Annotated in this window: 20 protein-coding genes; 9 read left to right on the forward strand and 11 right to left on the reverse strand. The window is 69.3% G+C overall.

Annotation, left to right across the window (positions count from 1 at the left end; translation table 11 throughout):
• Window position 1 precedes the first annotated feature (1 nt).
• The 5 genes from kdpC to ASE14_RS20630 all read right to left on the reverse strand — a co-directional run bounded on the left by kdpC (window position 2) and on the right by ASE14_RS20630 (window position 4,767).
• A complete protein-coding gene (gene kdpC, locus ASE14_RS13865; protein ID WP_056655537.1) occupies window positions 2–610 on the reverse strand; it encodes a potassium-transporting ATPase subunit KdpC in 609 nt (202 codons plus the stop codon).
• Window positions 611–637: 27 nt separating this feature from the next.
• The gene (gene kdpB, locus ASE14_RS13870; protein ID WP_235511418.1) at window positions 638–2,755 is read right to left on the reverse strand and encodes a potassium-transporting ATPase subunit KdpB; all 2,118 of its coding nucleotides are present in this window, start codon (window positions 2,753–2,755) and stop codon (window positions 638–640) included.
• A 61-nt stretch (window positions 2,756–2,816) separates the two neighbouring features.
• Window positions 2,817–4,490 carry a potassium-transporting ATPase subunit KdpA gene (gene kdpA, locus ASE14_RS13875; protein ID WP_056655542.1) on the reverse strand — a complete coding sequence of 558 codons (1,674 nt, stop codon included), beginning with the start codon at window positions 4,488–4,490 and terminating at the stop codon, window positions 2,817–2,819.
• The gene (locus tag ASE14_RS20625) at window positions 4,490–4,579 is read right to left on the reverse strand and encodes a potassium-transporting ATPase subunit F (RefSeq protein ID WP_022891167.1); all 90 of its coding nucleotides are present in this window, start codon (window positions 4,577–4,579) and stop codon (window positions 4,490–4,492) included. Before ASE14_RS20625 ends, kdpA begins: the two co-directional genes overlap by 1 nt.
• Complete coding sequence (locus ASE14_RS20630; RefSeq protein ID WP_157372988.1) at window positions 4,576–4,767, reverse strand: hypothetical protein; 192 nt, start codon at window positions 4,765–4,767, stop codon at window positions 4,576–4,578. Before ASE14_RS20630 ends, ASE14_RS20625 begins: the two co-directional genes overlap by 4 nt.
• A 149-nt stretch (window positions 4,768–4,916) precedes the next feature.
• Between ASE14_RS20630 and ASE14_RS13880 the strand changes: the two genes are divergently transcribed.
• Window positions 4,917–5,417, forward strand: coding sequence for a hypothetical protein (locus ASE14_RS13880; RefSeq protein ID WP_056655545.1), 501 nt, complete (start codon window positions 4,917–4,919; stop codon window positions 5,415–5,417).
• 65 nt (window positions 5,418–5,482) lie between these two features.
• On the opposite strand, the gene ASE14_RS13885 is transcribed toward ASE14_RS13880, so the two are convergent.
• Window positions 5,483–6,061 (reverse strand): hypothetical protein, encoded by a 579-nt coding sequence (locus ASE14_RS13885; protein WP_056655548.1) that lies wholly within the window; start codon window positions 6,059–6,061, stop codon window positions 5,483–5,485.
• A gap of 152 nt (window positions 6,062–6,213) precedes the next feature.
• Here ASE14_RS13885 and ASE14_RS13890 point away from each other — a divergent pair, with 152 nt between their 5' ends.
• A complete protein-coding gene (locus ASE14_RS13890) occupies window positions 6,214–6,609 on the forward strand; it encodes a hypothetical protein (RefSeq protein ID WP_056655551.1) in 396 nt (131 codons plus the stop codon).
• Between the two features lie 3 nt (window positions 6,610–6,612).
• Here the strand turns inward: ASE14_RS13890 and ASE14_RS13895 are convergent, their stop codons facing one another.
• Together ASE14_RS13895 and ASE14_RS13900 are read right to left on the reverse strand one after the other, a co-directional pair.
• On the reverse strand, window positions 6,613–7,281 hold the full coding sequence (locus ASE14_RS13895) for a TrkA family potassium uptake protein (protein WP_056655554.1): 669 nt from the start codon (window positions 7,279–7,281) through the stop codon (window positions 6,613–6,615).
• Window positions 7,274–8,716 carry a TrkH family potassium uptake protein gene (locus ASE14_RS13900; protein WP_056655557.1) on the reverse strand — a complete coding sequence of 481 codons (1,443 nt, stop codon included), beginning with the start codon at window positions 8,714–8,716 and terminating at the stop codon, window positions 7,274–7,276. The genes ASE14_RS13895 and ASE14_RS13900 overlap by 8 nt, the downstream gene beginning before the upstream one ends.
• Before the next feature lie 70 nt (window positions 8,717–8,786).
• Between ASE14_RS13900 and ASE14_RS13905 the strand changes: the two genes are divergently transcribed.
• Window positions 8,787–9,218, forward strand: coding sequence for a helix-turn-helix transcriptional regulator (locus ASE14_RS13905; protein WP_056655560.1), 432 nt, complete (start codon window positions 8,787–8,789; stop codon window positions 9,216–9,218).
• Window positions 9,219–9,282: 64 nt separating this feature from the next.
• On the opposite strand, the gene ASE14_RS13910 is transcribed toward ASE14_RS13905, so the two are convergent.
• From ASE14_RS13910 to ASE14_RS13920, 3 genes are all read right to left on the reverse strand, one after another.
• Window positions 9,283–12,900 (reverse strand): efflux RND transporter permease subunit, encoded by a 3,618-nt coding sequence (locus ASE14_RS13910; RefSeq protein ID WP_056655563.1) that lies wholly within the window; start codon window positions 12,898–12,900, stop codon window positions 9,283–9,285.
• A 184-nt stretch (window positions 12,901–13,084) separates the two neighbouring features.
• Window positions 13,085–13,573 carry a DUF1772 domain-containing protein gene (locus ASE14_RS13915; protein ID WP_056655566.1) on the reverse strand — a complete coding sequence of 163 codons (489 nt, stop codon included), beginning with the start codon at window positions 13,571–13,573 and terminating at the stop codon, window positions 13,085–13,087.
• Between the two features lie 49 nt (window positions 13,574–13,622).
• Entirely contained in the window at window positions 13,623–14,132 is a 510-nt protein-coding gene (locus ASE14_RS13920) for a GNAT family N-acetyltransferase (RefSeq protein WP_056655569.1), read from the reverse strand.
• A 118-nt stretch (window positions 14,133–14,250) separates the two neighbouring features.
• On the opposite strand from ASE14_RS13920, the gene ASE14_RS20140 reads away from it, so the two are divergent.
• The 6 genes from ASE14_RS20140 to ASE14_RS13945 all read left to right on the forward strand — a co-directional run bounded on the left by ASE14_RS20140 (window position 14,251) and on the right by ASE14_RS13945 (window position 20,556).
• Window positions 14,251–14,349 (forward strand): 30S ribosomal protein bS22, encoded by a 99-nt coding sequence (locus ASE14_RS20140; protein ID WP_003792170.1) that lies wholly within the window; start codon window positions 14,251–14,253, stop codon window positions 14,347–14,349.
• A 95-nt stretch (window positions 14,350–14,444) separates the two neighbouring features.
• Window positions 14,445–14,714 (forward strand): glutaredoxin family protein, encoded by a 270-nt coding sequence (locus ASE14_RS13925; protein WP_056655572.1) that lies wholly within the window; start codon window positions 14,445–14,447, stop codon window positions 14,712–14,714.
• 83 nt (window positions 14,715–14,797) lie between these two features.
• Entirely contained in the window at window positions 14,798–15,400 is a 603-nt protein-coding gene (locus ASE14_RS13930) for a hypothetical protein (RefSeq protein ID WP_157372989.1), read from the forward strand.
• 184 nt (window positions 15,401–15,584) lie between these two features.
• Window positions 15,585–17,945, forward strand: coding sequence for an arylsulfatase (locus tag ASE14_RS13935; protein WP_056655578.1), 2,361 nt, complete (start codon window positions 15,585–15,587; stop codon window positions 17,943–17,945).
• Window positions 17,942–18,892: an HAD family phosphatase gene (locus ASE14_RS13940; RefSeq protein ID WP_235511393.1), complete on the forward strand. Its 951-nt coding sequence runs from the start codon at window positions 17,942–17,944 to the stop codon at window positions 18,890–18,892. Before ASE14_RS13935 ends, ASE14_RS13940 begins: the two co-directional genes overlap by 4 nt.
• Before the next feature lie 8 nt (window positions 18,893–18,900).
• Window positions 18,901–20,556: a SulP family inorganic anion transporter gene (locus ASE14_RS13945; RefSeq protein WP_056655580.1), complete on the forward strand. Its 1,656-nt coding sequence runs from the start codon at window positions 18,901–18,903 to the stop codon at window positions 20,554–20,556.
• Window positions 20,557–20,561 lie beyond the last annotated feature (5 nt).

Raw genomic sequence — 20,561 nt, forward strand, 5'->3', positions numbered from 1 at the left:
GCTAGCCCTCCAGCTCAGCGAGGGCGAGGTTCAGCTGCAGCACGTTGACGGTGGGCTCGCCCAGGTACCCGAGATCCCGTGCCTGAATCTTAGACTCCACGAGCTCGCGAACCTCGGATTCGGGGAGCCCGCGCTCGTCGGCGACGCGCGCCACCTGCAGCAGGGCGTACTCGGGGCTGATGTGCGGGTCGAGACCCGACGCCGATGCGGTGACGGCATCGGCCGGGACATCCGCTTCGTCGACGCCGTTGAACTCGGCGACCTGCGCCTTCCGCTCCTCGATCGCGGCGATGAGGTCGGCGTTCTCGGGGCCCCAGTTGCTGCCGCTCGATGCGCCGCCGTCGTAGCCGTCGCCGGCCGCCGACGGGCGGGGCTGGAACCACTCGGGAAGCGGGTTGCCGTCGGCATCTGCGAACGACTGGCCGATGAGCGCGGAGCCCACGACCTCGTCACCGGAGCGTTCGAGTGAGCCGTTCGCCTGGGCGGGCAGGATGACCTGCCCGATCCCCGTGACGACGATCGTGTAGGCGACGCCGAGCACGAGCGTGAAGAGCAGCATCGCGCGGATCGCCACCCAGTGGGTGCGTACCGCCGTGCGTGTCGTACTCATGTGTGTGCTGTCCTTTCGAGTCCGGGCCTAGAACCCGGGGATGAGGCTGACGACGAGGTCGATCAGCTTGATGCCGATGAAGGGGGCGATGATGCCGCCGAGGCCGTAGATCAGCAGGTTGCGGCTGAGGATCGCGGATGCGCCGCCGGCCTTGTACTTCACGCCGCGGAGTGCGAGCGGGATCAGGATCACGATGATGATCGCGTTGAAGATGATCGCCGACAGGATCGCCGAGGCGGGGGAGTGCAGCTGCATGATGTTCAGCACCGCGAGCCCGGGGAAGACGCCCGCGAACATCGCCGGGATGATCGCGAAGTACTTCGCGACGTCGTTGGCGATCGAGAACGTGGTGAGCGCGCCGCGCGTGATGAGCAACTGCTTGCCGATGCGCACGATCTCGATGAGCTTCGTCGGGTCGCTGTCGAGGTCGACCATGTTGCCAGCCTCCTTCGCGGCCGACGTGCCCGTGTTCATCGCGACACCGACGTCGGCCTGCGCGAGCGCCGGGGCGTCGTTCGTGCCGTCACCGGTCATGGCGACGAGGCTGCCGCCCGCCTGCTCGCGCTTGATGAGCGCCATCTTGTCTTCGGGGGTGGCCTCGGCGAGGTAGTCGTCGACGCCCGCCTCGGCCGCGATGGCCTTCGCGGTGAGCGGGTTGTCGCCCGTGATCATGACCGTGCGGATGCCCATGGCGCGGAGCTCGGCGAAGCGCTCGGTGAGGCCGTCCTTGACGACGTCCTTCAGGTGCACGACGCCGAGCAGGCGCGCCTCGCCGTTCGCGTCCTTCGCGGCGACGACGAGCGGCGTGCCGCCGCTGTTGGAGATCGCCTCGACGCGCTGCTCGAGCTCGTCGAGCGTGCTCGATGCGATGCGGCCCGAGGCCTCGACCCAGGCGATGACCGCCGACCCTGCGCCCTTGCGGATGCTGGAGCCGTCGGGCAGGTCGAGCCCCGACATGCGGGTCTGCGCCGTGAACGGCACGACCTCGCCGGCGGGCGCGGAATCGAAGCGGATGCCGCGTTCCGCCGCCAGCTCGACGATCGACGAACCTTCGGGGGTGGGGTCGGCGAGTGACGCCAGGGCTGCGGCCCGCTCGAGCTCGGAGACGGCGACGCCGGGCATCGGCACGAACTCGCTCGCACGGCGGTTGCCGTACGTGATGGTGCCGGTCTTGTCGAGGAGCAGCGTCGTGACGTCGCCTGCGGCCTCGACCGCGCGGCCCGACATCGCGAGCACGTTGCGCTGCACGAGGCGGTCCATGCCGGCGATGCCGATCGCCGAGAGCAGGGCGCCGATCGTCGTCGGGATGAGGCAGACGAGGAGCGCGATGAGCACCGGGATCGAGACCGGCGAGGCCGCGTACGAGGCGATCGGGTTCAACGTGAGGGTGACGATCACGAAGATGATCGAGAGGCTCGCGAGCAGGATGTTGAGCGCGATCTCGTTCGGCGTCTTCTGGCGCGACGCGCCCTCGACGAGCGCGATCATGCGGTCGACGAAGGTCTCGCCGGGCTTCGAGGTGATGCGCACCACGATGCGGTCGGAGAGCACGCGGGTGCCGCCCGTGACCGCCGAGCGGTCACCGCCGGACTCGCGCACGACCGGGGCCGACTCGCCCGTGATCGCCGACTCGTCGACCGAGGCGATGCCGTGGATGATGTCGCCGTCGCCCGGGATCGACTCGCCCGCCGTCACGACGACGATGTCGCCGAGCCGGAGGTCGCCCGAGGAGATCTCGGTGATCGCGGTACGTTCGGCCGCGGCATCCGCGACCTCGTCGTACGCCGTCACCCGGCGGGCGACCGTCGACGTGCGCGTCTGCCGCAGCGTGTCGGCCTGCGCCTTGCCGCGGCCCTCGGCCACCGACTCCGCGAGGTTCGCGAAGAGCACGGTGAGCCAGAGCCAGACGGCGATCGCCCAGGTGAAGGAGACCGGCACGGCCGTGCCGCCCGACGACTCGGGCCCGCCGAGGAACGGCTCGGCGATCGCGAGCACGGTCGTGAGTGCAGCGCCGACCTCGACGAGGAACATGACGGGGTTTCGCCACATCTGCCGCGGGTCGAGCTTGCGGAACGCGCCGGGCAGCGCCTGCACGATCTGCGCCGGTCCGAATGCGCCGGCAGGGCGTTTCGAGGGGGAGCCCATCTGACGGGGGGTGTGCTCGGCCAACGGATCAGGGGCCGAGACGGTGGAGACGGTGGACATTTCAGTTCAGCCCTTCAGCCAGGGGACCCAGCGTGAGAACGGGGAAGTAGGTGAGCGCCGTCACGATGACCGTGACGCCCACGAGGAGGCCGACGAACTGCGGCCGGTGGGTGGGCAGGGTGCCTGCGGTCGCGGGCACCTTGTCCTGCGCGGCGAGCGAGCCGGCGAGGGCGAGCACGAGCACGATCGGGATGAACCGGCCGAGCAGCATCGCGACACCGAGCGCCGTGTTGAACCACGGGGTGTTCGCGGTGAGACCGGCGAACGCCGAACCGTTGTTGTTCGACGCGCTCGTGAACGCGTAGAGCACCTCGCTCATGCCGTGGATGCCGGGGTTCCAGATCGAGACCGACTCGACGTCCTCGCGGATGCCGGGGATCGCGAAGCTGAGGGCGGTGCCCACGAGCACGAGTGTCGGCGTGACGAGGATGTAGAGGCTCGCGAGCTTGATCTCGCGCGGCCCGATCTTCTTGCCGAGGTACTCGGGCGTGCGGCCGACGAGCAGGCCGGCGATGAACACGGCGATGATCGCGAGCACGAGCATGCCGTAGAGACCCGAGCCGACGCCGCCGGGGGCGACCTCGCCGAGCATCATGTTGAGCATCGGCATCATGCCGCCGACCGCGGTGTACGAGTCGTGCATCGAGTTGACTGCACCGGTCGAGGTGAGGGTCGATGTCGTTCCGAACAACGTCGAGGCGAAGATGCCGAAGCGCGCCTCCTTGCCCTCGAGTGCGCCGCCGGCGAGCTCGGGCGCTGTACCGTTGCCGCCGGCCTCGAGCGCGCTGAGCGCCGTGAGGGAGATGACGTAGAGCGTCGCCATGACCGCGAGGATCGCGTAGCCCTGCTTGTTCGAGCCGACCATCTTGCCGAAGGTGCGCGGCAGGGCAAACGGGATCGCGAGCATGAGCACGTTCTGGAAGAGGCTCGTCCAGGCCGTCGGGTTCTCGAAGGGGTGGGCGGAGTTCGCGTTGAAGAAGCCGCCGCCGTTCGTGCCGAGGAGCTTGATGACCTCTTGCGACGCCGTCGGGCCGCCGGGCAGGTTCTGCGTGTTCCCGGCGAGGGTGGTGACCTCGGTGAAGCCGTTGAAGTTCTGCACGACGCCGCCGATGATCAGCACGATCGCACCGATGACCGAGAGCGGCAGCAGCAGGCGGAACGCGCCGCGGAACAGGTCGACCCAGAAGTTGCCGATCGTGCCGGATCCGCGCCGGGCGAAGCCGCGCACGAGCGCCACTGCCACGGCGATACCGACGGCGGCCGAGACGAAGTTCTGCACGGCGAGGCCCGCGAGCTGCACGGTGTAGCCCATCGTGAGCTCGGGGGAGTACGACTGCCAGTTCGTGTTCGCGACGAAGGACGCCGCGGTGTTGAACGACAAGCCCTCGGGCACGGCGGGCAGGCCGAGCGAGTACGGCAGCACCGCCTGGGCGCGCTGCAGCACGTAGACGAACAGCAGGCCGATGACCGAGAACGCGAGCACACCGCGCAGGTAAGCCGGCCAGGACTGCTCGGAGCGCGGGTCGACGCCGATGAGGCGATAGAGCCCGCGTTCGAACTTCCAGTCGCGATCGCTCGTGTAGAGGCGCGCCATGTAGTCGCCGAGCGGGCGGTAGAGGAGGGCGAGGATCAGGGCGAGGGTGGCCGCCTGCATGACGGCGAAGAGACCCTCCATCAGAACCGCTCAGGTTTGACGAGGGCGTACACGAGGTACACCACAGCGGCGACACCCAACGCGGCAGCGAGGAGTTCGAAGAAGATCACAGCTTCTCGACCCCCCTGGCGATGAGGCCGACGAGTACGAACACGGCGATGATGCCGAGAATGTAGACGACGTCGAGCACGAAGACTCCAGATTCGCAAGGCCGCGAGCCGCAGGCGCGGCGGGCGGGCAGCAGTTCACTGCACCTGCGATGCAACACCCGAGCGGATGCCTCGACGCCGATCCTCACGGACCCCTAACGCCTCCTCGGGCGATCCGAATGCGTCGCTCACGATGACGACGGCACTCTGCTTGGAACCCGTCAGAGAACCAGGCCCGACCCGTTCGGATTCCGTTGGCGCGAGGGTTCATCAGGCGTTCCGCCTCTACACCTGAACCATGACGACGGTTCTCTCGTACAGCACCAGCACCCCTCGGCCGACGCCGACGGGCCACCTCGCCGGACTGGAGCACTGGCCCCGGCACACCACCGCGACCGACGACGACATCGTCGTCTCGGGTGTCTCGATGCTCCGCCTCGTCGAGCTGTGCGGCACGCCGTGCGTGCACACGGCGACCGCCGAAGCGACCGAAGACGGCGGGCCGGGGCGGCAGGTCGACATCTCGGTCGTCGTCGTGCGGGTCACGAACGTGCGAGGTCGCGGCGCAGAGCGGGTCGTCGAGGTCGACGGCCGGCTCGACGGGTGCGACGCCTGCTGGTTCGAGCTGCGGATGATCGGCCGCGCCTGCACCGGCCCGACGTCCGCCGTCGGCCTGCTGACACCGTCGGAGCCCGGCTCGGGCAATCAGGTGTCGCTGCCGGCGGACATCGCCGCCGGGGACCTCATCGCCGTACCGTGCGGGCATGTCAGCGCGCTGCGCGACATCCGCAGAGGCTGACAGCTGGCACACGACGGCGGATGCCGCACGCCTCGGCGTGCGGCATCCACTGGTTCATGGTGGGGTCAGCGACCGCAGTGCCCCAGCGGGAACTCGTCGCGATCGTGGTCGATTCGGTCGTCGGACAGCCGTGCACGATGGCGGCTCGACGGTCGGACGTCACGGAGCGACGTGGCCCCGCGGCACGGCACGGCGATGAGGTCGCCGGGGTGCAGGTCGATCGGCAGGGCCGCGACCGGCACCTCGGCAGCCGTCGTGACCGATGGCCGGAGCTGGACGGGCAGCGTCATCTCGACGCGCGGGCGTCCGATGATCCGAGCCTCGGAGAGCACGGGGGAGCAGCGGTCGAGATCGGCGTCGACCCAGGCGGCCAGCGAATCATCGGGAAGCGTCTCGACCGCGAGCACCCGCGTGACGACGACCGAGGCGAACTGCGAGGCCGACGGCACGCCGCCCGTGCCGGGCACGACGGCGGCGGCATTGCGCACGCACGGAGTGCCGTGGCTCGCGACGACGCCGAGGAGCGAGATCGTGCTGATGCGCACGTCTCCCGCTTCCATCACCGTGGCCTCGGGCCAGGCGTCGCGTGACCACGGGCCGGTGTAGCGGTGGCGCAGCCACGTGACGGTGTGCAGGATACTCATCGATGGAACCTCCTCGGGGTGGTTCCTCCGGTCTACGCCCGGCCCGCTGTGCGCTGCAGGGGCACTCACGGGACCCGAACGGTCGAGACCTGTTCACCGACGGGTTCCTCACGCGCGCGGTCCCGCTGCCCATGGGACGGTACGTTTGCCTCATGAACGCGGCGGACACCATCTCGGTCATCACCGAGGTGATCGGATGGTTCGCGCTCGCCGCGGGCCTCGCGTGCCTGCTGCTCGCGCTGCTCATCCGCGTCGCCGACGGCCGATGGCTGCGCACCGAGGCCGTGGTGGTCGATGACGACGACGGCAGCGTCGTGCGCTGGTTCACCGACGACGGCTTCCAGTCGCGCAGGCTCAGCGCCGACGAGCGGGCGCACGTGACCCGCCCCGACGAGGAGCCCGCGTACTACAAGGAGCGGGAGCCGCAGCGACTGCGACTCCACGAGCCGCCCGCGGGCCGGCGCGTCATCCGGATCCTCGGCATCGTGTTCATCGGCATCGCCGTGCTCTCCGCGATCATCGGCCTCGTGCTGATGTTCGTCGGCTGAACGCTACTCGAGCGCCGCGAACCGCTCGATGTCGCCCTCGGTGCCCGACACGATGATGAGGTCGTGGTTGGAGACCACGGTGTTCTCGGTCGCGTAGGTGAACGGCTTGCCGGGGCTCTTCACGCCGACGACGGTGACGCGGTACTTCGAGCGAACACCGGACTCGGTGAGGTTCTTGCCGCGGATCGGCTTCGGCGGGTACATCTTCACGAGGGCGAAGTCGTCGTCGAACTCGATGAAGTCGAGCATGCGACCGCTCACGAGGTGCGCGGTGCGTTCGCCGGCCTCGCGCTCGGGGTAGATGACGTGGTTGGCGCCGATGCGCTGCAGGATCTTGCCGTGCGAGGCCGAGATCGCCTTCGCCCAGATCTGCGGGATCTTGAGGTCGACGAGGTTCGCGGTGATGAGCACGGATGCCTCGATCGACGATCCCACCGCGCAGACCGCGATCGAGAAGTCCTGCGCGCCGATCTGCTTCAGCGCGTCGATCGACTTCGCGTCGGCGACGACGGCGTGGGTGACCCGTTCCGACCACTTCTGCACGAGCGTCTCGCTCTCGTCGACCGCGAGCACCTCGCGGCCGAGCCGGTCGAGCTGACCCGCGGTCGCGGCTCCGAAGCGGCCGAGGCCGATCACGAGCACCGGGGCGTCGTGCCTGATTCGATCAACCAACGATGGGCCTCTCTTCCGGACGTTTGAACAACTGCCGGCGCTGGCTCGCCGCCAGGGCCGCGGCGAGTGTCACTGTACCAACCCGCCCCATGAACATCGTGGCCGCCATGACGTAGACGCCCTCGGGCGGCAGTTCGGCCGTGAGGCCCGTCGAGAGGCCGCACGTGGCGAAGGCGGAGATCACGTCGAAGAGCACGTAGTCGAAGGGCTGCTTCGTGATCTGCAGGATGGCGATCGAGGAGACGGCGACGATCGTCGCGCCCCAGAGCACGACGCTGACCGAGAGGCGCAGCATGTCGCGCGGGATGCGGCGGCCGAACGCCTCCATCGAGGGCGCACCACGGGCCTCGGCGAACGCGGCGAGGAAGAGCACGGCGAGGGTCGTCACCTTGATGCCGCCGGCGGTCGATGCCGAGCCGCCGCCGATGAACATGAGCATGTCCGAGACGAGCATGCTCGAGCCGTTGAGGTCGTGCATGTCGATTGTCGCGAACCCGCCCGACCTCGTCATCATCGACATGAAGAACGACTGGAACACCGTCGGGCCGGCATCGAGCTGGCCGTAGGTCTTGGGGTTGCCGTATTCGAGCAGCAGGAACATCGCAGCGCCGGCGACGAAGAGGATCGTGGTCGTCGCGAGGGTGAGCTTCACGTGCACGCTCCAGCGACGCGGCTGCCGCCAGGCCCGCGCCAACGCGAAGATCACGGGGAAGCCGAGGCTGCCGAGGAACACGCCGAGCATGAGGAGCGACTGGAACCAGTAGTCGCCGACGAGCGGTTCGAGGCCGCCGGGATTCGGGCTGAACCCGGTGTTCGTGAAGGCCATCGCCGAGTAGTAGAAGCTGTACCAGAACGAGTGCCAGGCGTCGTAGCCCGCGGCGAGCATGCTCGGGATCATGCCGATCGCGATCGTCACCTCGATGACGAGGGCGCTGATCGCGACCGTCGCGAGCAGCCCGCCGACCTCGCCGAGCCGCACCGCCTGGCGTTCGGAGACCGGGCCGACGTGGATGCGCGACGGGTTGGTGTCGCTCGCGGCGATGAGCTTGGCCCGCAGGCCGAGGCGGCGGGAGATCACGAGGCCGAGGATCGATGCGAGCGTCAGCACGCCGACACCGCCGATGTTCACGCCGATGAAGACGAGCACGTTGCCGAACGGCGACCAGTGCGTCGCCATGTCGACGGTCGCGAGGCCGGTGACGCAGATGACCGAGACGGCCGTGAACACCGCGTCGTGAAGCGGCGTCATCTGTCGATCGGCGCTCGCGATCGGCAGCGAGAACAGCACGGTGAAGAGCACGATGAGTGCCGCGAAGATGAGGATCGCGAATCGCGACGGGGAGTGCTTCATCAGCGCGTCGACGGCGTCGCGAACCTTGCCGAGCCACGACCGGCGGTCGACTCGGCCGAGTCGACCTATCGGCTGTGCGCGCATCGAGCCCCCTCCGCCGTCACCGATCGCGTGAGTCATGGTACTCCCCACGCGGAGTGACTAACCTTGGGGCATGGCGGACATCTTCGACGTGGTGGCGGACTCGACGCGGCGCGACATCCTCGCCGTGCTCCTCGAGCGCGAGGCGGAGGTGCCATCGTCGGGTGGCGAGATCAGCGTCTCAGAGATCGTGAGCGCGCTCGGCGCGAGTCAGCCGACGGTCTCCAAGCACCTGAAGGTGTTGCGCGAATCGGGCCTCGTCGCGGTGCGCGAAGAGGGCCAGCACCGGTACTACAAGCTCGACCGCACGCCCCTCGAGACGCTCGAGGACTGGCTCATCCCGTTCGTGTCGACGGATGCCGCGGCCGACGCCGCCACGCTCGCGAGCGCGAGTGCGCGCGAAGAGATCGCCCTGAACGAGGAGCAGTTCGCGTTCGCCTCCGCCATCGGCAAGGTGTTCGCCGAGACCGCCCACCAGGTCACCGCGGTCGTCAAGCGCAAGTAGCCCGCTGGGCGCTCGACCGTCGCGTCCGCGGCGGAGCGGGCACGCCGCCCCGCCGCACCGGCTTCTACCGGCCATCCGCCATGAGCGCATCGACGAGGTCGGTGGCATCGGTGCGATCGCCCGTCGCCTCGTCGGCCTCCTGCGCCTCCGCCGCCTGCCGTGCTCGCCGGCGCTCGCCGCGGCGTTCCATCAGCGAGTACAGCACCGGCACCAGCAGCAACGTGAGCAGGGTCGACGAGACGAGTCCGCCGATCACCACGATCGCGAGCGACTGCGAGATGAAGACGCCGCCGCCGGTGAGGCCGATCGACATCGGGAGCAGCGCGAACACGGTGGCGCACGCCGTCATGATGATCGGTCGCAAGCGGAGCCTTGCACCGTGCACGATGGCGTCGTGCACGCTGTCGCCACGCGCGCGGTACGAGTTGATGAGGTCGATGAGCACGATCGCGTTCGTCACCACGATGCCGATGAGCATGAGCAGTCCGATCATCGCGGGGATGCCGAGCGGGGTGCCGGTGATGAGGAGCCCGGCGACCGCGCCGGTCGCCGCGAACGGCACGGAGACCAGCAGGATGAGCGGCTGCAGGAGGCTCCGGAAGGTCGCGACCATCACGATGTACACGAGCGCGATCGCCACGAGCATCGCGATCCCGAGCTGGGTGAACGACTCCTCCTGGGCCTGCGCGACGCCGCCCACGGTGGCCGTGACACCGTTCGGCAGTTCCAGTTCGTCGAGCCCGTCGCGCACCGCGAGGGAGATCGCGCTCAGGTCGTCGCCCTCCTGCACGGCCGAGACGGTCACGGTGCGCACGCCGTCGACGCGCGTGATCGTGGCCGGGGCAGCCTCGTTCGTCACGCTGGCGACGTCGGAGACCTTGATCGGTGCGGCGGTCGTGTTCGCGAGGTTCTCCTGCGCCAGGGCGAAGGCGTCCGCCTCCGCCCGCTGCGCGGCGGCATCCGCTCGAGCCGTCGCCATCGCGTCGAGTTGCGCGTCGATCCCCGAGACCGCTGAACGTGCTTCGGCCAGAGCGCCGTCGAGTGCGGCGAGCTGCTCGGCGCGCTCCTGGTAGGCGCGCGCCATCGCCTCCTCCTCGGGCGTGGTGGGCACGACCGGCGGCACCTCGACCGGTGCACTCGCGAGTGCCGCGAGCTGGGCGGTGAGACCGCCGAGCTGGCTGCTGGCAGCGGCGCGAGCGGAGCGGAGCTCCGATTCCTGCTCGGCCGCATCGGCGCGAGACGCGTCTTCGGCGCGCTGTGCCGCGGCCTTCTGGTCGGCTTCGAGCTTGTCGGCCGCCGCCTTCTGCGCCGCCGCCTGCTGGAGCCCGCTCACGGGCAGTTCGAGCGCGGCGATCTCCGCCGGGGTGGCGCCCACGCGCTGCGCCCGGACGATGACATCCCGCGACGATCCCTCGAGCACGATCGAGCCGAGCGACGCACCGCGCACCGCATCCGAGATCGCCGTGCCCACCTGCGCCTGCGTGAAGCCGTACTTCGCGGCCGCAGCACGATCGACATCGACCTTGAGGATCGCCTGCTCGTCGGCGAGGTCGCTCGTGACCTCCCCGAGTCCGTCCACGCCGTCGAGCATCTCCTGCACCGCCGCCGCGCCGGCTGCGATCGCCGCGGCATCCTCGCCGCGCACCGCGACCTGCACTCCGCCGGACGAGAAGCCGGCGTCCGTCGCGCCGAGCGAGACGGTGCCCACGTCGCTCAGCCCGTCGACCTCCTCCATGATCGCCGCGGCGACCTCGTCGCTCGCGGCGCTCTCGTCGAGGGTGATCGTGATCGAGGCCGTGCTCGACGACGAACCGTCGCCGATCGTCGTGAGGTAGGACTCGACTCCCTCGGTCCCGGCCAGCACGTCCTCGACCTCTGCCGCGGCGGCGCTCGTCACGTCGAGGCTGGTTCCGGCCGGCAACTCCTGCGTGAGGCGCAGGCTGTGCTCCTCGCCGAGGCTGCCGAGGTAGTCCATCTTGAGGAACCCGCCGGCGACGATCGTGCCGGCGAAGATGCCGGTGGCCACGAGGAGCGAGACGACCGGATGCCGCAGGGCCGAGGTGAGCACTGGAACGTATCCGCGCTGCAGCCGGGTGTACGCCTCGGCCCGCTCCGACTCGACGCCGTCAGCGGCAGCGGCCAGTCCGGCCGCCACGGGACCGGGCGCGGCCGAACCGGGGTCCTCCGCGTCGACGGCGGCGGCCTTCGCCGAACGCCCGCCCATGAACCAGTACGCGAGCACCGGCACGATCGTGAGGGAGACGAGCAGCGATGCGAGCAGCGCCAGAGTCACTGTCACGGCGAACGGCCGGAAGAGCTCGCCGATCGTGCCGCCCACGAAGGCGACGGGGAGGAACACCGCGACGGTGGTGATCGTCGATGCGGTCACGGCACCCGCGACCTCGCGCACGGCCGCGAGTGCCGAGGCGGTCGTCATCGGCACACCCGTGTGCCGGCGCTTGAGGTTCTCGATCACGACGATCGAGTCGTCGACGACGCGACCCACCGCGACCGTCAGCGCCGCGAGGGTGAAGATGTTGAGGGAGTAGTCGCCGATCCAGAGCCCGATCATCGCGATCAGCAGCGACAGCGGGATCGAGACGGCCGTGATGATGGTCGACCGGAGCGAGAGCAGGAAGACGAGGATCACGAGCACGGCGAAGAGCAGCCCGAGCCCGCCCTCGACCGACAGGTCGTGGATCGACTGCTCGACCATCGGCGACTGGTCGAAGACGACCGTGAACGCGGCGCCGTGGCCGAGTTCGCTTTCGAGGTCGGGCAGCGCCGCCCTGATCGCGTGGGCGACCTCGACGGCGTTCGCATCGGGGCTCTTCAGCACCGAGATGCTGAGCGAGGGCAGGCCGTCCGCGCGCGCGATGGACGTCATGGCGGCGGGGACGAGTTCGACGTCGGCGACCGTCGACAGGGGGAACGGGCCATCCTGATGCTGGATCGGCAGGGCCTTCAGATCTTCGAGCGAGGTGACCGCGCTGCCGACCTCGATCGCGAGGGCGACGCCGTCGCTCACACTCGTGCCGGCGGCGACGACCACGCCGCTCGCGGTGATCGCTGCGCTGACCTCCTCACGTGAGACCTTCTTCGCCGCGAGGTCGGCGGGGCGCATCGTGATGACGAGCTGGGTCTCGTTCTGCCCGCTGAGCTGGACCTCGCGGACGCCATCGATCTCGCGGAGCGCGGGGAGCACGGTCGACGAGACCTGCGCCGCGAAGTCAGCGGGGTCGGCCTCCGAGGCGATCGCCAGCGACATCACGGGGATGTCGTCGGTACCGCCCGCGTAGACCTCGGTCGTGGCGTCGGCGGGAAGGCCGCTCCGCGCCCCGTCGATGGCCGACCGGATGTCGGCGGTGATCTTCTCCGAGTCCAGCCCGAACGCCCACTGCACCTGGATGCTCGCGTTGCCGTTCATGGTGCTCGACGTGACCTGATCGACGCCCTTCACGCTGCGCACCGCCCGCTCGACGGGTTCCGTCACCTCGCGCTCGACCGAGGTGGGAGAGGCGCCCGGGAACGTCGCCACCACAACGGCGCCCGGTTGCTGCACCGAGGGGAGCAGCTCCTGCTTGAGCGACGTGGTCGCGAAGAGGCCGAACCCGACGATCACGATCGTCACGAGCCCGACGATCGCTCGGTTGGCGAGGCTCAACTTGGTGAGGAAGGTCATGGCCGGGCAGCCTCTCATCGGGGCGGTCGTTGCGGGAAGCAGGGCGGAATCGCCCGTCCTTCACGCTACGAACCGGAGCAAGCTCCCCGCATCGACCCACTGGAGGAGCTTGCCTCGCCCTGCCTCCATCGCAGGGAGGATGCCGCGTGGTACCGGGGTACCACTGCCCCGATGCCGTGCGGGCTCAGCCGCCGATGAGGGCAGCGAGCACGAACGCCAGGCACGCCGCGGTCGAGGCGATCGTGCGCACGTGGTTCCACGCGAGCCACCCGGGGCGGAAGGCCTGCCAGGCAGCGGCGAGCGCCGGGGCATCCGTTTCGTCGGGTGCCGCCAGACGGTTGTTGCGCGGCACGTTCGCACCGCCCGTCACGCCGACCACGCCGATCAGGTAGAGCGCCGCGCCGCCGATCGCCCACCACGTCGCGCCCTCGGGCTCGCCGAGGAACGCGAAGACGGCGAGCACCGCGACCACGAGCGCCGTGCCGAAGATCGCGAGCATGAGCGGCGCCCGCACCGCGGTGACGTTGATCTCGCGCATCGCTCGTGCCGCCTCAGCGTCCGGCAGGCGCCCGATGCCCTGGGTGACGAAGCCCGAGAACGCGAAGAAGACGCCGGCAACCAGGCCGGTGCCGAGGATGGCGATGACGAGCAGCACTTCGACGAACGCAGTCATGCGCCCAGTCTGCCGTGCGGGTTTCGACGAGCTCAACCAGCGGAGGAACTCAGTGCAGCGGCTTGATCATCTCGAGTTCAAGGCCGCCCGGCGTGAGCTCGTACTCGCGGCTTCGGCCCGTGCGCGTGAAGCCGAGCTTCTCGTAGAAGCGGATCGCCCGCGGGTTGTCCTCGTGCACCTCGAGCCGCAGCGTGCTGCCGAAGCCGCGCGCCCACTGCTCGACCGCGTCGAGCAGCAGGCGGGAGACGCCGGCGTCGTCACCTCGGTGCTCGGGCGCGACGTAGACGCCGACGAGCATCGGGCCCGACGTGGCATCCGGAATGTAGCCGCCCATGTGACCGATCCAGTGGTCGCCGTCGATCGCGACGACCGAGGTCTGCCGGGGCGTCGTGCCCCGCGCGGCGCGGGCCCGCCACGTCGCCTCGTCGGCGTCGAGGGCCGTGGCGAGCGTCTCGCCGTAGGCCAGCGGGGTGTCGCGCAGCATCTCGAGACGCAGGGCGCGGACGGCCTGCCAGTCGGCTTCCTCGGTGGTGCGGATCACGAGATCGGGGCGGGGCATCCCACGACGCTAACCCATCGGGCGCAGGCTGCCATGCGGATCCGGTAGACTACCCCGAGGCTTTCTGGCCTCCGGCCGCGGCACGCGCGTCCGACTCGATCTTTTCTGTGAGGTTCTGATGGGTTCCGTCATCAAGAAGCGCCGCAAGCGTATGGCGAAGAAGAAGCACCGCAAGCTGCTTCGCAAGACGCGCCACCAGCGTCGCAACAAGAAGTAGTCCTTCGAGACGACGGCTGAGCGTCAGGCCCTGCGGCCTGGCGCTTTTCGCTGTACCCGGACGCCGTCGGTCGAGGACCCGCCTACCATTGACGTATGGCTCGCGACATCCGCCTGACCCTCATCGGCAAGCCCGGCTGCCACCTCTGCGACGACGCACGGGAGGTCGTGCAGGGCGTGATCGCCGAGATCGAGGCGACGGATGCCCCGCCCCGCATCGCCCTCGACGAGCGCTCGATCCTCGACGATGAGCAATTGCGCGCGCGCTACGCGGAGGAGATCCCCGTGCTGCTCATCGACGACGTCGTGCACAACTACTGGCGCATCGACCCGGTGCGGCTGAAGACGGCGCTGCTCGCCGGCTGAAGCGCAGCGCCGGGCATGCTCCTTTCGGCACATGATCCTTCCTCGGCGTGTATACGGCCACGCATCCGACATACGATTCGTGGATGATTCAGCGCCGAACCGCTCTGGTCGGCTTGGCCGGCCTCGCACTCACCCTGGCAGCGTGCTCCTCAGCTTCGGACGAGCCCGATCCTTCGAGCGTTCGCGGCGATGCTCCCACTGAGATTCAGATGGATCCTGCTCTCCTGAATGAGATTCAAGCGGGGTTGGAGCGACGGGAACAGGCGTTTCGCGACGTCCTCGCTTGCATGGAGGAGAACGGCTGGCCGGTCGCGGTCTCAGGCAAGGAATCGTTCTCGGTGGTCGGCGAGACGGAAGAGCAACGTCCGCTCGTGGCGGAGGTGTATCGGACGTGCTCGGAGAGCACCGGCTGGAGCGGTCCGACGGACGTCGACCCTCGCGCCCTCGCACAGCTGTATTCGTATGAGCTGGCAACCCGTGACTGCCTCAGCGGACTCGGCCTCCCGGTCGACACTCCGCCGTCAAAAGAGACGTTCATCGAGCAGTTCACGACAAGCGACCGATGGGACGCCTACTCCGGGTTCATCGACGACTTCGCGGAACTCGAAGAACAGGGCAAGGCGCCGTCCTGGGATGAGGTCACTACTGCGTGCCCTCCGCCCATCCGCTACGCCGACCTCGGCTAGCAGTGTTCGAGTCCCTTCACCACGAGCCGGAGCCCTTCCCGCGGCCGTGTCGTCATTGTCACGGCGCTCGCCGTGTGCCACGGTGGAGAGGAAGCCGTCGGGGGTCGACGGCTTCTGAGCGGGAAGGGTGAGGGCAGGGACATCCGCCGCTCGCCGTCGCCCTTCCAGACCAGGGAGACCGACTGTGAGCAGCAAGCCCGACGTCCAGCGTTCGACACTTCCGATTCCGGACCTGGCCTATACGGGCACCGTCACCTACGACGCGACCGACCCCGACACGCACTACCCGCCGATCGAACGGCTGCTGCCGCCGGAGGGGGCGCCCAACGTGCTCGTCGTGCTCATCGACGACACCGGCTTCGGCGCCTCAAGCGCCTTCGGCGGCCCGGTGCACACCCCGAACTTCGAGCGGGTCGCGGCCCAGGGCCTGAAGTACACGCGCTTCCACACGACCGCGCTCTGCTCGCCGACGCGCGCCGCGCTGCTCTCCGGCCGCAACCACCACACCGTCGGCATGGGCGGCATCACCGAGATCGCCACGAGCGCTCCCGGCTACAGCTCGCTGCGCCCGAACAACTGCGCGCCCCTCGCCGAGACGCTGAAGCTCAACGGCTACAGCACGGCCCAGTTCGGCAAGTGCCACGAGGTGCCGGTCTGGGAGTCGAGCCCCGTCGGCCCGTTCGACCATTGGCCGCACCCCGGCGGCGGCTTCGAGTACTTCTACGGGTTCATCGGCGGCGAGACCAACCAATGGTACCCCGCGATCTACGAGAACACGTCGCCGATCGAACCATGGGGCACGCCCGAAGAGGGCTACCACTTCATGGCCGACATGACCCAGAAGGCCATCGACTGGACCAAGCAGCAGAAGGCGCTCGCCCCTGACAAGCCCTTCTTCACCTACTTCGCGCCGGGCGCGACCCACGCCCCGCACCACGTGCCCGCCGAATGGGCTGACAAGTACGCCGGCAAGTTCGACCAGGGCTGGGACGCGGTGCGCGAGGAGACCTTCGCACGGCAGAAGGCCCTCGGCGTCATCCCCGAGAACGCGGTGCTCACCGAGCGCAGCCCCGGCATCCCCGCGTGGGACGAGATGAACCCCGATCTGCACCCCGTGCTCGCCCGCGAGATGGAGGTGTACGCCGGATACCTCGAGTACGCCGACCACTACGTCGGCGAGCTGCTCGACGCCCTCGAAGAGCTCGACGTGCTCGACGACACGCTCGTCTACGTGATCATCGGCGACAACGGGGCATCCGCCGAGGGCACGATGAAGGGCACGACCAACGAGGCGTTCACGATCAACCACATGAACGAGCTCGAAGACGACGCCTACCTCATCGAGCACCAGGACGACCTCGGCACGCCCCGCTCGTACAACCACTACGCGATCGGCTGGGCGCACGCGATGGACACGCCCTACCAGTGGACGAAGCAGGTGGCGAGCCACTGGGGCGGCACCCGCAACGGCACGATCGTCTCGTGGCCGAACGGCATCGAGGCGCGCGGCGAGATCCGCAACCAGTTCGCGCACGTCATCGACGTGGCGCCGACGGTGCTCGCCGCGGCCGGCATCCCCGAGCCGGCGACGGTGCACGGCGTCACGCAGCGGCCCTACGAGGGCACGCCCATGAACTCCACGTTCCCCTCCGCCGACGCCGAAGAGGTGCACACCACCCAGTACTTCGAGATGCTCGGCAACCGGGCCATCTTCCACAAGGGCTGGACCGCGGTCGCCAAGCACAAGGACCCGTGGCTCGGATCCGACCACGGCCTCGACGACGACGTGTGGGAGCTCTACAACGTCGAGGAGGACTGGACCCAGTCCAACGACCTCGCGGCGAAAGAACCCGCGAAGCTCGCGGAGCTGCAGCGGCTGTTCCTGATCCAGGCCGCGCGCTTCAACGTGCTGCCCATGGACATCCGATCGGCCGAGCGGTTCAACGAGGAGATCGCCGGACGCCCCGCCCTCGTGAAGGGCACCTCGCAGACCCTCTACTCGGGCATGAAGCGCCTCAGTGAGAACTCGGTCATCAACATCAAGAACAAGTCGTTCACCGTGACGGCGAAGGTGACCATCCCCGTGTCCGGCGCGGGCGGCGTGATCATCGCGCAGGGCGGTTCCTACGGCGGGTGGAGCACGTACCTGCACGAGGGCGCGCTGCGCTTCGCGTACAACATCATGGGCATCGAGACCGACTACACGACCTCCGAGGCCGTGCTCGAGCCGGGCGTCCACGAACTCCGCGTGCACTTCGCGTACGACGGCGGCGGCCTCGGCAAGGGCGGCACAGTCACGCTCTCCGACGGCGAGACAAAGCTCGGCGAGGGCCGGGTGAACCGCACGCTGCCGTTCTTCTTCTCGATGGACGAGACGGTCGACGTCGGAGCGGATGTCGCGTCTCCCGTCTCGGCCGACTACACGGCGACCGGCAACGCGTTCACGGGCAAGATCTCCTGGGTGCGCATCGATGTCGGCGACGACGACCACGACCACCTCATCGACCCGGCGCACCGGATGCAGATCGCGATGACCCGGCAGTGAGCGCGACGAACGACGCCGTGCGGGCGCTGCCGTCGTGGACGGACGGCGCGACCCGCGACGCGATCCTCGACTTCGTGGCATCGGTCACCCAGGGGCCGGATGCCGTGCCGGTCGAGGACCGCGTCGCCGTCTTCGACAACGACGGCACGCTCTGGACCGAGAAGCCCATGCCGACGCAGCTGCACTTCATCGTGCAGCAGTGGGTTGCGGCGGCGGCCGCCGACCCGTCGCTCGCGGAGCAGCAGCCCTACAAGTCCGCGGTCACCGGCGACTTCTCGTGGCTCGGGGGAGCGCTCGACAAGCACTACGCGGGCGACGACTCCGACCTCAAGGTCATGATCGGGGCGATGCTCGCCTCGGCCGCCGATCTGGACGTCGAGCAGTATGCGGCGATGGTCGCCGACTTCTACCGCGACGCCCGGCACCTGACGTTGCACCGGCCGTATGCCGAGGTCGTTTACCAACCCATGGTGGAGCTGCTGCGGTACCTCGAGGCCAACGGCTTCGCGAACTACATCGTCTCGGGCGGCGACCGCGACTTCATGCGGCCGATGACCGCCGAGTACTACGGCATCCCTCCGGAACGCGTCATCGGTTCGGCGCTCGGGCTCGGCTATGACGAGGCATCGAACCAGGTGCACTACCACTCGACGTTCGACTTCATGGACGACGGCCCCGTGAAGCCGGTGCGCATCTGGACGCGGGTCGGACGCCGTCCGATCCTCGCCGCCGGAAACTCCAACGGCGACATCCAGATGCTCCGGTACGCGCAGGGCAGCCCGCAGCACCTCACCCTGCTCGTGCATCACGACGACGACACCGGCCGGGGCGACACCCCTTACGACAAGGGGGCCGAGCAGGCGCTCGCCGCGGCATCCGAGCACGACTTCACGGTCGTGAGCGTGCAGCACGACTGGGCGGCGGTCTTCCCCGACCCGGCGGCGTAGGGCAGCGGATGCCGCAGACGAGCGTTGCAGTGCGGCGGCGACCGCTGCTGTTCCCGACCCTTCGGGGTTACCAGCGCGGATGGCTCGGTCCCGACCTGCTCGCCGGACTCTCGGCCGGCGCCGTCGTCATCCCGCAGGCGATGGCGTACGCGACGATCGCGAACCTGCCCGTGCAGATCGGTCTGTACACGTGCATGGTGCCGATGCTCGTGTACGCCATGCTCGGCGGCTCCCGGGCGATGAGCGTGTCGACGACGTCGACGATCGCCACGCTGACCGCGACGACGCTCGTCTCCGCAGGCGTCGCCGCGGGCTCCGACGACCCCGTGCCCGACCTCATGGCGCTCACGCTCATGGTCGGGATGCTCCTGCTCGTCTGCCGACTCCTCCGACTCGGCTCCCTCGTCGAGAACATCTCGAAGGCGACGATCGTCGGCATCCAGGTCGGCGTCGGCGCCACGGTCGCGGTCGGGCAGCTGCCGAAGCTCCTCGGTGAGACGTCGAACTTCTCGGGCCATGGATTCATCCGCTCGCTCGTCGCCGTTGTCGAGGCGGTGCCCGGCGCGAACCCGGCGACGATCGCCCTCTCGGTCGGATCGATCATCGTGCTCGTCGTGCTCAAGCGGTTCGCCCCGCGCGTGCCGGGGCCGCTGATCGTCGTCGCCGGCGGCATCCTGCTCGTCGCGTTCGCCGGTCTCGAAGGGGCGGGCGTCGAACTCATCCCGCCGGTCCCGCAGGGCTTCCCGCCGCCGTCGCTGCCCTCGTTCGCGCACGTGCCCGAGCTGCTGCCCGGCGCGCTGGCGATCGCGGTGATGGCGTTCCTCGAGTCCGCGGCGGTGGCACGGGGCATCCGCAAGCCCGGCGAACCGCAGATCGACAGCGATCAGGAGCTCTTCGCGACCGGCGCAGCCAACACCGTCGGCTCGTTCTTCCAGGTGCTGCCCGCGGCCGGCGGTTTCTCGCAGAGCGCCGTCAACCAGGGGGCGGGCGCGCGCACGCAGTTCGCGACGATCGTCACGGTCGTGCTCGCCGTGCTCGTGGCGCTATTCCTCGGGCCGGTGCTGAGCCTGCTGCCGCAGGCGACGCTCGCCGCGCTCGTGTTCGTCGCGGTGATCAGCCTCATCGATGTCGGCTCGCTCGTGCGCTTCTGGCGGATCAGCCGGAACGACTTCTGGATCGCCGTCGCCACGGCGTTCGTGGGGCTCACCGCCGGCCTGCTGCTCGCGGTGGTCGTGGGCATCCTCGCCACCTTCGTCGTCGTGCTGCGCGAGCTCAACCGGCTGCGCATCGACGTCGCCGAGCCGGTCGACGGCGTGCTGCCGGTGCGGCTCGTCGGCCCGCTCTACACGGCGAACGTCGTCGCCAACGAGAACGCGGTGCTCGCCGCCGCGGCCGATGCCGCTGCTGATGCCGCTCCTGATGGCGCGGGCATCCGGGCGGTCGCCCTCGAACTCACCCGGCTCTCGGCGACCTCGATCACGGTGCTCGACACGCTCGCCGACCTCGACCGCGAGCTCGCGGCGACCGGCGTCGAGTTGCGTCTCGCCGCCGTTCCGGAGTCGGGGGCGGAGGTCGCGCGTCGCACGAGCTGGTTCGCCGGGCTCGAGGCCGCCGGGCGGGTCTACCCGACGCTCGACGCTGCGGTGCGAGCGCCGGTCGAGTAGAGCGC

This window comes from Agromyces sp. Root81 (assembly GCF_001429165.1).
Lineage (GTDB): Bacteria > Actinomycetota > Actinomycetes > Actinomycetales > Microbacteriaceae > Agromyces.

Coding starts and splice junctions, on each gene's coding strand:
- kdpC (WP_056655537.1), bottom strand. CDS start 610: ATGAGTACGACACGCACGGCGGTACGCACCCACTGGGTGGCGATCCGC.
- kdpB (WP_235511418.1), bottom strand. CDS start 2,755: ATGGGCTCCCCCTCGAAACGCCCTGCCGGCGCATTCGGACCGGCGCAG.
- kdpA (WP_056655542.1), bottom strand. CDS start 4,490: ATGGAGGGTCTCTTCGCCGTCATGCAGGCGGCCACCCTCGCCCTGATC.
- ASE14_RS13880 (WP_056655545.1), top strand. CDS start 4,917: ATGACGACGGTTCTCTCGTACAGCACCAGCACCCCTCGGCCGACGCCG.
- ASE14_RS13885 (WP_056655548.1), bottom strand. CDS start 6,061: ATGAGTATCCTGCACACCGTCACGTGGCTGCGCCACCGCTACACCGGC.
- ASE14_RS13890 (WP_056655551.1), top strand. CDS start 6,214: ATGAACGCGGCGGACACCATCTCGGTCATCACCGAGGTGATCGGATGG.
- ASE14_RS13900 (WP_056655557.1), bottom strand. CDS start 8,716: ATGCGCGCACAGCCGATAGGTCGACTCGGCCGAGTCGACCGCCGGTCG.
- ASE14_RS13905 (WP_056655560.1), top strand. CDS start 8,787: ATGGCGGACATCTTCGACGTGGTGGCGGACTCGACGCGGCGCGACATC.
- ASE14_RS13910 (WP_056655563.1), bottom strand. CDS start 12,900: ATGACCTTCCTCACCAAGTTGAGCCTCGCCAACCGAGCGATCGTCGGG.
- ASE14_RS13915 (WP_056655566.1), bottom strand. CDS start 13,573: ATGACTGCGTTCGTCGAAGTGCTGCTCGTCATCGCCATCCTCGGCACC.
- ASE14_RS13920 (WP_056655569.1), bottom strand. CDS start 14,132: ATGCCCCGCCCCGATCTCGTGATCCGCACCACCGAGGAAGCCGACTGG.
- ASE14_RS20140 (WP_003792170.1), top strand. CDS start 14,251: ATGGGTTCCGTCATCAAGAAGCGCCGCAAGCGTATGGCGAAGAAGAAG.
- ASE14_RS13925 (WP_056655572.1), top strand. CDS start 14,445: ATGGCTCGCGACATCCGCCTGACCCTCATCGGCAAGCCCGGCTGCCAC.
- ASE14_RS13930 (WP_157372989.1), top strand. CDS start 14,798: ATGATTCAGCGCCGAACCGCTCTGGTCGGCTTGGCCGGCCTCGCACTC.
- ASE14_RS13945 (WP_056655580.1), top strand. CDS start 18,901: ATGCCGCAGACGAGCGTTGCAGTGCGGCGGCGACCGCTGCTGTTCCCG.